The 12,232-nt window shown below is 36.9% G+C and carries 15 protein-coding genes; 8 read left to right on the forward strand and 7 right to left on the reverse strand.

Annotated elements, in window-relative coordinates; translation table 11 throughout:
- Position 1: 1 nt before the first annotated feature.
- The 3 genes from gatB to MLC44_RS08520 all read right to left on the reverse strand — a co-directional run bounded on the left by gatB (position 2) and on the right by MLC44_RS08520 (position 2,445).
- Entirely contained in the window at positions 2-1,432 is a 1,431-nt protein-coding gene (gene gatB / locus MLC44_RS08510) for an Asp-tRNA(Asn)/Glu-tRNA(Gln) amidotransferase subunit GatB (RefSeq protein ID WP_346388888.1), read from the reverse strand.
- A 62-nt stretch (positions 1,433-1,494) separates the two neighbouring features.
- Positions 1,495-1,758 carry a hypothetical protein gene (locus MLC44_RS08515; protein ID WP_226065585.1) on the reverse strand — a complete coding sequence of 88 codons (264 nt, stop codon included), beginning with the start codon at positions 1,756-1,758 and terminating at the stop codon, positions 1,495-1,497.
- A 9-nt stretch (positions 1,759-1,767) separates the two neighbouring features.
- Positions 1,768-2,445 (reverse strand): F0F1 ATP synthase subunit A, encoded by a 678-nt coding sequence (locus MLC44_RS08520; protein WP_151900090.1) that lies wholly within the window; start codon positions 2,443-2,445, stop codon positions 1,768-1,770.
- A 111-nt stretch (positions 2,446-2,556) separates the two neighbouring features.
- On the opposite strand from MLC44_RS08520, the gene MLC44_RS08525 reads away from it, so the two are divergent.
- A complete protein-coding gene (locus MLC44_RS08525) occupies positions 2,557-3,132 on the forward strand; it encodes a Tll0287-like domain-containing protein (RefSeq protein ID WP_434579917.1) in 576 nt (191 codons plus the stop codon).
- Positions 3,133-3,152: 20 nt separating this feature from the next.
- On the opposite strand, the gene rny is transcribed toward MLC44_RS08525, so the two are convergent.
- Positions 3,153-4,721, reverse strand: coding sequence for a ribonuclease Y (gene rny, locus MLC44_RS08530; protein ID WP_151900088.1), 1,569 nt, complete (start codon positions 4,719-4,721; stop codon positions 3,153-3,155).
- A 24-nt stretch (positions 4,722-4,745) separates the two neighbouring features.
- Complete coding sequence (locus tag MLC44_RS08535; RefSeq protein ID WP_434656930.1) at positions 4,746-5,312, reverse strand: 5-formyltetrahydrofolate cyclo-ligase; 567 nt, start codon at positions 5,310-5,312, stop codon at positions 4,746-4,748.
- 66 nt (positions 5,313-5,378) lie between these two features.
- On the opposite strand from MLC44_RS08535, the gene MLC44_RS08540 reads away from it, so the two are divergent.
- The 7 genes from MLC44_RS08540 to acpS all read left to right on the forward strand — a co-directional run bounded on the left by MLC44_RS08540 (position 5,379) and on the right by acpS (position 11,496).
- Positions 5,379-5,942, forward strand: coding sequence for a TlpA family protein disulfide reductase (locus MLC44_RS08540; protein ID WP_151900086.1), 564 nt, complete (start codon positions 5,379-5,381; stop codon positions 5,940-5,942).
- 2 nt (positions 5,943-5,944) lie between these two features.
- Entirely contained in the window at positions 5,945-6,823 is an 879-nt protein-coding gene (gene ftsY / locus MLC44_RS08545; protein WP_151900085.1) for a signal recognition particle-docking protein FtsY, read from the forward strand.
- Between the two features lie 105 nt (positions 6,824-6,928).
- Positions 6,929-8,113, forward strand: a complete 1,185-nt coding sequence (locus MLC44_RS08550) for an AAA family ATPase (protein ID WP_346388893.1) — start codon at positions 6,929-6,931, stop codon at positions 8,111-8,113.
- A 696-nt stretch (positions 8,114-8,809) separates the two neighbouring features.
- Complete coding sequence (gene radA / locus MLC44_RS08555; RefSeq protein ID WP_346388894.1) at positions 8,810-10,156, forward strand: DNA repair protein RadA; 1,347 nt, start codon at positions 8,810-8,812, stop codon at positions 10,154-10,156.
- A gap of 70 nt (positions 10,157-10,226) precedes the next feature.
- Complete coding sequence (locus MLC44_RS08560; protein ID WP_151900081.1) at positions 10,227-10,487, forward strand: hypothetical protein; 261 nt, start codon at positions 10,227-10,229, stop codon at positions 10,485-10,487.
- A gap of 64 nt (positions 10,488-10,551) precedes the next feature.
- Positions 10,552-11,109 carry a flagellar basal body-associated protein FliL gene (fliL, locus tag MLC44_RS08565; protein ID WP_434656933.1) on the forward strand — a complete coding sequence of 186 codons (558 nt, stop codon included), beginning with the start codon at positions 10,552-10,554 and terminating at the stop codon, positions 11,107-11,109.
- Positions 11,110-11,112: 3 nt separating this feature from the next.
- Complete coding sequence (gene acpS, locus MLC44_RS08570) at positions 11,113-11,496, forward strand: holo-ACP synthase (RefSeq protein WP_434656935.1); 384 nt, start codon at positions 11,113-11,115, stop codon at positions 11,494-11,496.
- Here acpS and thiS read toward each other — a convergent pair.
- Together thiS and MLC44_RS08580 are read right to left on the reverse strand one after the other, a co-directional pair.
- Positions 11,464-11,664, reverse strand: a complete 201-nt coding sequence (thiS, locus tag MLC44_RS08575) for a sulfur carrier protein ThiS (protein ID WP_434656937.1) — start codon at positions 11,662-11,664, stop codon at positions 11,464-11,466. The two genes, acpS and thiS, sit on opposite strands and share 33 nt — an antisense overlap.
- Positions 11,665-11,746: 82 nt before the next feature.
- Positions 11,747-12,229, reverse strand: coding sequence for a c-type cytochrome (locus tag MLC44_RS08580; protein WP_434656939.1), 483 nt, complete (start codon positions 12,227-12,229; stop codon positions 11,747-11,749).
- Positions 12,230-12,232: the final 3 nt, after the last annotated feature.

Genomic DNA, 12,232 nt, shown 5'->3' on the forward strand with positions numbered 1-12,232 from the left:
GTTAACCCAGTTTAGCTTTAAGAATTTCATTGACAACCTGTGGATTTGCACTTCCTTTGCTTGCTTTCATCACCTGACCGACAAAGAAACCGAAAAGTTTCTCTTTTCCGCCTTTGTACTGGGCAACTTTATCCTCATTTGCATTGATAATTTCATCACACATCGCCTCGATTGCTCCGGTATCTGTAACCTGTTTGAGTCCGAGTTTGTCAATTGCACTGTCAACATCTACAGTTTCATTCTCCATTAAAAAATCTAAAACTTCTTTCGCCGCTTTACCGCTGATGGTTTTATCATCTATTCTTTTGACCAAAAATCCAAGCTTTTTTGCATCTACCGGAGAGTTCGTTATATTTATCTCCCCTTTAAAACGGGCAGGCAATTCCACAGTCAGCCATGTAGTAGCCGTTTTTGCACTCACCCCTTCCTCTTGCAGCATTGTTTCAAAAAAGTTTGCCGTCTCCACAGCAGAAGTGATTACCATAGCATTGTATTTATTCATACCGTATTCATTCACAAAACGCTCTTTTTTTGCATCAGGCAGTTCAGGAATTTGTGTATATTTTTGCATCATTTCATCTGTTACAACACATTTGAGCAGATCAGGTTCCGGAAAATATCTGTAATCAGCCGCTTCTTCTTTTCCTCTCATAGAACGTGTTTCCTGTTTTACAGGATCAAAAAGACGTGTTTCCTGACAAATCTCTTCTTCATATGTTCCATCTTCCCATGCATCAATCTGACGAGCCACTTCAAGCTCTATAGCACGCTGAATAAATTTAAAAGAGTTGATGTTTTTAATCTCGACACGGGTATACAGCTTTTCATCTCCTTTAGGACGGATAGAGACATTTACATCCACTCGAAAAGAACCCTCCTGCATGTTCGCATCACCTATATCCAAATAGCGGATAATCGAGTGGAGCTTTTTCAGATAAAGAATCGCATCTTCAGCACTGCGCATATCCGGTTCACTTACAATTTCGAGCAAAGGTGTTCCGGCACGGTTTAAATCAACTTTTGAAATATTGCCGTCATGGATGTTTTTACCGGCATCAGCCTCTATATGTGCCCGATTGACACGAATCGTTTTGTGTGAACCGTCTTCAAAATCAATTTGCAGTTTCCCGTGTTCCACTATAGGCGTATAGAGCTGCGTAATTTGATAAGAAGAGGGAGAATCCGGATAAAAATAGGATTTTCTGTCAAAATAAGAAACTCTGTTAATCGTAGCATCAAGGGCTGTACCGAGCATTATGGATTTATGTATAACTTCTTTGTTAAGCACAGGAAGTGCACCGGGCAGTGCCAAACAGGTCGGACAGGTATTTGTATTTTGCTTATGGTTAAAACTCGTAGGACACGAGCAAAAAAGTTTCGTTTTTGTATTTAATTGTACGTGGACTTCAAGACCGATAACTACTTCAAACATAAATTTCCTTGTGAAAATAAATTAATTGTTCTTATTTTAACCAATGTATGCTTTAAAGGACGTTATGAAGTGACTTGAGTATAGATTTTTTCTAAGAGTTTGGTTTGTTTTTTCGCTTCCTGCAGTCGCTGTTTATTGACTAAAAAAGCATCTATTGCGAGAATAAGAAAGAGTGAGATAAAGATATATACCATCGTGGTAAAAATCGCTATTACGATTCCGAAATTGATAAATATCTTGAAAGTAAACAGAGCACCGAACAATACTATTGCCCATGATGCTCCAAGCAAAAAGCTTATAATTTTTTCATAAATGTCTTTTTGCATTGAGAGAAATTAGATAGTCTCATCGACAAGTAATGAACCACCAAGGTAAACATATGTAAGCATCATAAAGATAAACGCCTGTAAAAATGCCATAAATGTCAACAGAGCAAACGGAACAATCGGCAATATCCAAGGAGCAAGCATCAATATTACCATCAAGAACATATCATCCCCTTTTACATTTCCAAAAAGACGGAATGTCAAAGAGATAATACGGGAGATATGAGACACAATCTCAATCGGGAACATTAACCAGTACAGCCACCAGACAGGTCCAAGAAAGTGCTTGAGATAAAGCAGCAGACCATGCTCTTTAATACCAACATAGTTGTAATACACAAATACTGTTATAGCAAGAGCCAAAGGCATTTCCAACATTGCTGTAGGCGCTTCAAATCCTGGGAATATTCCAATAATATTTGCAATTCCAACAAACAAACCGATAGTTGCTACCAGTGCAACATATTTACGGGCATGCAATCTGCCCATTACATCCGTACCCATAGACCATACACCCTGCACGTATGCTTCCATCAGGTTTTGTGTCCCTTTGGGTACAAGTTGTAAATTTGACATAGCCACTCTCGCTAAGATTAAAGCTATACCGGCTGATAGCAACATGTGACTCATAAAAATAAACGTTTTATCTTCTGAGATAAGTCCGAAAAAAGTAAACAGTTCACCCATAGGTGTGCTCCCTTGTCTTTAAATATTGACGCAATTATACTCAAAGTTGCATTAAATTATTCTAAGTTTTGTTATAATCATCCCAAGAATATTTTAATCGAGGAGGATTTCATGAATATTTTAAAATCCGTTACATATATTACATTGAGTGTTTCATTGCTTTTTGGGGCCTCTCAACAGGAAAACAAACAACTGCAGAACATAGTAAGAACAGGACAGAAAAGTTCCATGCTGCTGCTAAAAACCCTGGGTTCCAATATGAAAAGAAATATGAAAGCAGGCGGTCCTATGCAAGCCCTTGATTTCTGTACACAAAAAGCCTATACCCTGACAGAGGAAGTGAACAAAAAGCTTCCAAAAGGAGTAACAGTCAAAAGAATCAGTACAAAATACAGAAACCCCGCCAACCAGCCGCAAGGTAATGAACAAGAAGTTTTGGCATCACTTGAAAAGCTCCAAAGCCTACATGTAAAGCTACCAAAACAGTTGATACAAAAAGTAGATGAACATACATACAAATACTATAAACCATTAGTAATAAACAAACAGGTGTGCTTGAAATGTCATGGAAATATACAGAATGAAGCTTTAAAACGTGCCATTGCCCAAAGATATCCGGAAGATAAAGCACAGCACTACAAGATGGGTGACTTGAGAGGAGCCGTCGTTGTTACGATTAAAAAGTAAATAAAGTAGAGTTTTCTACTTTATTTGGCAAATTCCACAGCCCGACTTTCCCGAATAACATTTACTTTAATTTCACCCGGATACTGCACACGATCTTCTATCTCTTTTGCAATTTCTCTTGCCATCAGAATTGACTCATCATCATTTACCAAAGTTGCATTCACGATGACTCTGACTTCCCGTCCGGCATTAATCGCATATGCCTGTTTGACACCGCTGTGACGCGATGCGATATCTTCTATTTCGGTAACACGCTTTAAAAAACTCTCCAGAACTTCTCTTCGTGCACCCGGACGTGCCGCTGAAAGTGCATCTGCAGCACAAACCGCACCACACTCTATGGAGTTGATTTCCTGTTGTCCGTGATGTGCATAGATTGCATTGATGACAACTTCATCTTCATTGTATCTGCGACAAATCTGGGCCCCTAAATCAACATGATTTCCATCCATATCATGCGTCAATGCCTTGCCTATATCATGCAAAAGTCCTGCCCGTTTTGCCAAGATCGGGTCTCCCCCCATTTCTGCAGCCATAATTCCGGCAAGATGGGCAACCTCAAGCGTATGGGCTAACGCATTTTGTCCGTAACTTGCGCGGTAACGCAGTCTTCCGATTAATTTCATAAGTTCCGGGTGCATTACACCGATATTCATTTCTGCTATCAGTTCTTCACCTTCTGCCAAAATTTTGGATTCAAACTCCTCAGAAACTTTTTTAAATATCTCTTCTATTCGCGCAGGCTGAATTCTTCCGTCTTCTATAAGCAACTGCAGTGTTTTTGTTGCAATAGCTCGACGATACAAATTAAAACTGCTCACAAGAATAGCATTTGGTGTGTCATCTATAATGATATCCACACCAAGAAGAGTTTCCAAAGCCTTGATATTTCGCCCTTCTTTACCGATAATGCGGCCTTTGAGTTCATCACTCTCCAAATGAACCAGATTTGTCAATCTCTCAGAAGCAAATTCTCCGGCAAAACGACTCGTTGCCTGTGCCAAAATAAAATTGGCTTTGCGCTCCCCTTCTTGTCTGGCTTCATTTTCATATTTTCTTACAATATGTGCTATCTCGCCACGCGCCTTTTCTTCAATTTTATCAAGAAGAATTTTTTTAGCCTCTTCCTGTGTCATACCTGCACTGTGTTCTATGGTATGGACTGCTTCATCTATTTTCTCTTCATACTTTTTTTTCAGTGAAGCCAGTGATTTTTCATTTCTTTCCAGGTTAACTTTTTGTGCTTTGATTCTGTTTAACTCATTTTGAATGTTTTTTTCTTCATCCTGTATCAAGCGCTTTAGACTTTGTTCTTTGCGTAAAAGTTCATCTTCTCTTTGCGCAAAATCTGCACGTGCACGTTCTTTGGCACTGTCAAAGGCTTTTTGTGCTTCATGCTCTATTTCACGTGCTTTGAGTTTTGCACGTTCCAGAAGTGTCTGTGCTTCATTTTCAATCGCCTTTGCTTTGGCAACCGCCTGTTCAACATATACATCAAAGTTAGCACCGGTTATCTTTTTAGAAATTAAAAAACCAACTACTCCACTTACTGTTGCAATTGCACCACCAAGCAGTATTTCGTTTAACATCTAATAAACCTTTTTATAAAGACCTTAGCTACTCCGTTTACGCAGTGTTCTTGTCGGGGTTATAAGTACATCACATGCCACATCATATGCATCACATATCAAACTGTCTGTGTGACAAAATACCGGTTGTACAAAAATAGTATATGGTTTTTCTTTTAATTTTGCAAAGAAACGATCATACATCCCTTTTCCAAAACCAATTCTCTGTAAATTACCGTCAACTCCCACTGCTGGAACTATAGCTATATCAATTTTATTATTTTTTTTTATTGTATTTCCCGCTTCAAAAATATCAAATTTTTTTTTCTTTAGCGGTAATCTAAATGGTACCATTTTAAAACTTTCGCCTTGCATAAACGGCACAAAAATATCGTGTTTTTTTCTCATTTTTTTAAGCACTTTAAGGATATCTGCCTCATATGGCAACGGATAAAAAAACAATATTTTCAGTCTTTTGCCGGTTTTAAAATATTCCAACTCTTTTAAGAGTGCATTATTTATTAAAAAATCTTTATAAAACTTATTGTGTTGTGATGCTTTTTTAATCTTTTGAAGACATATTTGCCTGAAACTGTTTTTTGTAAGAGTCATATTAAATCTTTATCGCTATAATTTTGCATATTTTACACAAATAAACAAACAAAGGCAAAAAAATATATGAGAAACACTCCACTCTTAACTACTTTACTGGCAATCGGATTACTTTTTGGAGCCTGCTCAAAAGAGAAAGAAAACACCCGCCAAGAAGCAAATTCACTCCTTGCAACAAATGAAATCGTTTTAACATCACTCGACAACAAACAGCTTGTTGTCGAAAAAGCAGACAATGGACTGCAACTTGAGGGGGCAAAAGGCAAAGTAGTCATTTATGATATATTTGCAACCTGGTGTCCGCCTTGTCAGGCGGAAGCGTCACACCTTGCCTCACTCCAAAAAAAATACAAAGATAAACTCATCATTATTGGGATTAGCGTTGAAAACAATATTCCAAACGAAAAGCTTGAAACATTCAAAAAACAATATAATGCAAACTATACTCTTGTCAATTCAAGTGAAAACTCACGTATCATCAGTGAAATAGCAAAAGAGTTAAAATTAGGCAGAGACTTCGGAATTCCGCTTATGGTTTTATATAAAGACGGTAAAATAATCAATTATTATCAGGGTGCTACAGAAGAAGAGTTTATCGAAAGTGACATTAAAAAAGCGTTAGGAATATAACAATGTTTGGTTTTATAAAAAAATCCCTCAGCAAAACCGTCGCCGCTATAAAAACAGTCGCTCCAAAGAAAAAAATCACTTTTACCAAAGAAGAACTCGAGGACATTTTGCTTGAAGCGGATGTAGAATATGCTTTGGTCGAAATCATTCTCAACGAAATATACCAAGACAAAATCACACGTGAAATTTTGCGTTCCAAACTCTTGGCGACACTGGCATACACCTCTTACAAAGAACCGGAGTTCACACCGCCTTTTGTAGAACTCATAGTCGGCGTCAACGGTGCCGGAAAAACAACCACTATTGCAAAACTCGCTTACAAGTACAAGCAGGAAGGCAAAAAAGTTTTACTCGGTGCAGGCGATACCTTTCGTGCCGCAGCCATCGAACAGCTGACACTTTGGGCAAACAGACTTGACATTCCCATTGTCTCTTCCAAACAGGGGCATGACAGCTCGGCAGTTGCCTATGATGCCATAGATTCGGCAAAGGCAAAAGGTTTTGACAATGTCATCATAGACACTGCAGGACGTCTGCACACACAGACAAACCTGGCAAATGAGCTCAAAAAAGTAAAACGCATCTGCGACAAAGCCCACAAAGGCGCACCGCACAGAACCGTACTCATCATAGACGGCACACAGGGCAATTCCGCAATAAGTCAGGCAAAGGCCTTCAATGAGATGATAGGCATAGACGGCATCATCATCACAAAACTCGACGGTACGGCAAAAGGCGGCAGTATCTTCTCCATCGCCTATGCCTTGGAACTTCCTATAATTTACGTAGGCACAGGAGAACAGCCGGAAAATCTCACACCGTTTGACAAATACGAATTTGTCGATGGTCTGCTTGATGCCATTTTTACAGAAGATGCATAACTCTGCTTTTATATTATAGTACTTCATAAAACATACGGATAAAATATGGTTCAAACCATAATTTTATGATATAATATTTATGTTCAAACAATAAAAGGACTTCTAATGCTTCAAACTCTTAAAGATTATCAACTGAACTATTTACGAGTTTTAAAAAGTTCCTATAAGCGCTATATACACAAAAATATAGATTTTTCTCAAAAAATGATAGGTCTCATAGGTGCCAGAGGTGTTGGAAAAACAACTTTCTTATTACAGTATTTACAAGAAAATGATCTGCCTCTTGCTAAAAAGCTTTACTTTAGTGCAGATGCAATAGAAATAGAATCATTGTTTGAGATAGCATACAACTTTTCAAAAGAGGGTGGGAAGCTACTTGTCATAGATGAAATTCATAAATATAAAAATTTTGAAATAGAGCTAAAAAAAATTTATGATATGCTTGATTTACATGTAATATTTTCTGGTTCAAGTGCATTGCAATTAGATAATTCTAAAGGAGATTTAAGCAGACGAGCTGTTCTATACCATATGAAAGGTCTGTCTTTTAGAGAATTTATAGAGTTAAAGAGCTCAAAAAAGTTGCCAACTTTTACATATGAAAAACTTTTTGTCGACCATGAAAATATAGCGTATGAAATATCTTCCAAATTAAAAATTTATGAGTATTGGACGGAGTATCTAAAAATGGGATACTACCCTTTTTATTTTGAAAATGAGGGAAGTTATCTGCTTAGACTCCAAGAGACAATCAATACGGTTATTGAAGTAGATATACCCTCTATTTTTCCGATAGAGTATGATAAAATTATTAAGCTTAAAAAGCTTATAAAATTTGTATGTGAATCTAAACCATTTAAAATCAATATTAAAGAGCTCTCTGTAAAAATAGGTACAAGTGATTACCATACACTCTATAAATATATGGAGTATTTAAAAAGAGGTAAAATTCTTAACCTTTTAAGAGCGAAAACCAAAGGCGATAATATTTTCACTAAGCCGGATAAACTTTATTTGGGAAATACGAATCTTCATTATGCGTATTGCCAAAATATTGAGATAGGTACGATTAGAGAAGTTTTTTTTATGAGTATGTTTGACGATGATGTTCTAAGTGTACCTGCAAAAGGTGATTTTTTAATAAACAATAAATATTTGGTAGAAGTAGGCAGTAAAAATAAAACTTTTAAACAAATAAAAGATATACCAGACAGCTTTGTTGTTGCGGATGATATTGAAATCGGGCACGGCAATAAGATTCCACTCTGGTTGTTTGGGTTTTTATATTAAAATTTATCATTAAAGCAGGTTGAACATAAGGTAGTAAAAAGGATATTCAATCACAGGGGTGGAATTAGAAGATATGTAACAAAAGAAGAAAATCAAGTTTTTCACTCTCTGAGACATAATCCAAGTTCACAAATGCTTAGAAATGCAGTACACCAAAAACTTCCGAAAGATTTAATAAACAGAATACTTGGACATGAACCTGATAAAGACACTACTACTCAGCAGTATTTTAGTGGGTATAGTGTTAAGGAACTTTTTAAGGGAATTAAGTGGTTGGAGTTTGGAAAATTATAGCTTGATAAATATTTATATTATCAGTTGTATCATTTTAAGCTTTTCTATATATAATTTGTAGGAAGTAGAATAATCTGCAACAGATGTTTGATGTGTCAATATAAAGAGTTGCAAAAATATTATGCAAAAAAAATTAATACAAAATTACCCCTCTCAATGCCATTAAGTTAAGAAAATAGCTTGATGTTTTCTCGGAACCTAGGTTTTAACCAAGGCCTTAGTCTTGAAAGGCACAAAGCCCGCACTGAAGTACGGGTTTCGAAAAAGCCACTTAACTTAATGCCATTGGACTACCCCCCCCCTGTGATTGGCTCTTTCTATTTTATGACAAAATGTCATTTTTTTAATACAAAAATAAAAAATAGATTATAATGCTTCAAATATAAATAAGAGATGATCATTATGGCTAAGAAAAAAGTACTCTTTGAGTGTCAACACTGTGGGCTTACCACACCTAAATGGATGGGAAAATGTACCAACTGTGGTGCCTGGGACAGCTTTGTTGAATTAAACGAGCACCAGCAGGAAGTTGTCAAACAGACAAAATCAACGACATCATCATCGGCTAAAGCTGTCAGTATTAATGACATTGTAGAAGAAGAAGTCTATAGATTTTCTTCACTCGACGATGAGCTTGACAATGTTTTAGGAGGAGGCATTGTTCCCGGTTCACTCACACTTATAGGAGGAAGTCCGGGTGTTGGCAAATCAACCCTCTTGCTTAAAGTAGGTTCAAACATTGCATCAACAGGCAAAGATGTACTGTATGTTACAGGAGAGGAATCAGCCGGACAGATAAAACTGCGTGCAAACCGCCTCAAGTCAAACCATGATTCACTCTACCTTTTAAGTGAAATACGACTTGAGCAGATTTTGGTTGAACTTGAACACAGAAAATATGATTTTTTGATTATTGATTCTATTCAAACTATTTACTCGGAAAACATCTCTTCTGCTCCGGGAAGTGTTACACAGGTTCGCCAGATCACTTTTGAATTGATGCGTATTGCCAAAGACAAGGATATAGCCATTTTCATTATCGGGCATATTACAAAAGAAGGCTCTATTGCCGGTCCTCGGGTTTTGGAACATATGGTTGACACCGTTTTGTATTTTGAAGGGGATTCTTCCCAGGAGCTGAGAATTTTACGAGGCTTTAAAAACCGTTTCGGGGCAACAAGTGAAATAGGTGTTTTTGAGATGAAAGCCGAAGGACTTGTGAGTGCCACAGACATTGCTTCACGCTTTTTTAACCGTAACTCCTCTCAAAGCGGTTCTGCACTTACTGTCATTATGGAGGGTTCCCGTCCCATCATTTTAGAAGTTCAGGCGCTTGTGTCAGAATCACACACGCCAAATGCAAAAAGACAGGCAACCGGCTTTGACAACAACCGACTAAATATGCTTTTGGCACTGCTTGAGCGAAAACTGGAGATTCCGCTTTCGGGATATGATGTTTTCATCAATATAACAGGCGGTATTAAAATCACCGAAACAGCAGCCGATTTAGCCATACTCGCAGCAATTATCAGCAGTTTCCGTGACCGTGCCATCTCAAAAGAGACTATTTTTATAGGTGAAGTCTCTCTGGTTGGCGATGTTCGAGAAGTATATGCCCTTGATGCAAGGCTCAAAGAGGCGAGAATGCAAAATATCACCAAGGCACTTGTATCTAAAAAACCACTTGAAAAGACAAGTATAAAAACATTTATAGTCGATGAAGTAACAAAACTTTTGGAGTGGTATTAAATTATACATTTTAAAGTTATATTTGCATAATTTCGTTGTATAATAACTCTATATTTTCAAAAGGCAAAAAATGATAGATGCAGAGTTTAGAAGCGAAGAACGATTTTCAAGATTGTCACTGGCTTACGAATGTGCGAAAGAAAAAGATGATGTATGTGCAAAAATAGAATCAATAATCAATAAATATGCTTTCAAGCCTGACACATATACAACAAAAGTCGCTAATGGAAAAGAAGTTTTGGTTATTGAATTTCATGATGACTGTAATCGTGAAGCCGGACCGATTTTTGAAGAAATAATCAAGTCTCTTGATGTTAAAGTTATTAACTGAAAATAAAAATAATTATTTTTCTGATATACTAACAAAAATAAAACTGTAATTTCAAGGAAGAAATATGGCTGAAGAAAAAGAAACCGAAGAATCCGCACCCGTAGAAAAAAAATCCAGTAATTTGCTGATGATTATTATCATTGTTGTTTTGATTCTTATCATAATTATAGGTGCTGTAGTTGCCTTTTTGTTAATGGGTTCAGATGAAGAAGCAGTAGTCAACAATGCTCCTCAGGCACAGGAAAGAATGGCAGATACACATACAAGCAGAAAGAGTGTATCTAGCAGTTCATTTGACAACAACAGAAAACTGAGTGATATCGGTGTCTTATATCCGCTGGACACTTTTACAGTTAACTTAAAAAGTGATTCAGGAAGAAGATATCTCAAAGCAACAATGTCTTTAGAACTTGATTCTCCCGAGCTCAGTCATGAACTTGACTCAAAAGCACCGGTACTTCGGGACAGAATTATTCGAATACTCAGTTCTAAAACTTTAGAAGAAATCTCTTCCAAAAAAGGCAAACAAAAAGTTTCACAACAAATTATGGATACACTGAACTCTATGATTACTGACGGAAAAATACAAGGTATCTATTTTACTGAATTTGTCATTCAATAATTAATGATTGGGATAGATATTATAAAAGCATCGCGTATGCAGCATCTGATGACGCGGTTCGGTGACAAAGGGCTTCGCAGATTTCTATCAGAAAATGAGATCAGACTTGTAAAGTCCTACAAAACAGCAGCCGGATTCTGGGCTGCAAAAGAGGCATTTTCTAAAGCACTGGGAACAGGCATAGGTGCAGAGTGTTCCTTTTTCGATATGAAAATTTATAAATCGGAAAAAGGCGCTCCGCTTTTTGCACTTTCAAAAAAGATCATTGAAAAATTTAAGATTACTGATGTTGCTTTATCGATTACACATGACGGAGACTATGCCATCAGTGTTGTCAGTATAGAGTTTTTAAACTCACCCTCCTCCGACAAAATCAAGCAGTTCTAGTTTATCATTATCTTTTAAAACTTTTTTATCCCAGTCATTTTGCTTTACGATTTCCATATTTACTGCCGCTGCCATAACTTTATCAACCAAATCAAGTTCTTTTAATATTTCCAAGAGTGTTATATCTTCTTTAAAAACTTTGCTGTTTCCATTCACTATTATTGTCATTAATATTTCCCGTTTCTATTTTTTAAGGTACCCTTTTTGTAATTGTACCAACTTTACTTGAATATCAGTGTAATATTACATATTATAATTGAGAAATATATTCTGCCAAAGCTTTGATGTCTGCATCAGAAAGTTTTGTCGCCTGTCCTTTCATAACAGCTTTCATAGCTCCGCCGTATGTTCCGTCTTTATAGCCTTTGAGCGCCGTTATGATTTTTGTTTTGTCCCATCCTTTAATTATCTGAGATTTTCCTAAAGCTTTTTTCTCAGCATGTGCTCCGTGACAACTTGAACAAGCAGTAAAAAGTTTTGCACCGTCAACTGTTTTTGTCTGGGGCACATCTTTTGTTACCTTTTCTACCACTACAAGCTTCTTTGTTTCAATGGCTTTTTGCACTGCAGCAACTTTTTGCATTGCATCATTTTGTCGGGTTTGAACAGGTTGTTTTTGGACCGTTTGTACCTCTTTCGCAGCTTCTGCTGTAGCCGATACATTCTCAGATTTTTTCTCGTCACTGCATCCTGCAATCAACATTGCAAGTACAACTGATAATACTATCTTCATTTT

Origin of the sequence: Sulfurimonas sp. NW9, from assembly GCF_051132275.1 — a bacterium.
Taxonomy (GTDB): Bacteria; Campylobacterota; Campylobacteria; order Campylobacterales; family Sulfurimonadaceae; genus Sulfurimonas; species Sulfurimonas hydrogeniphila.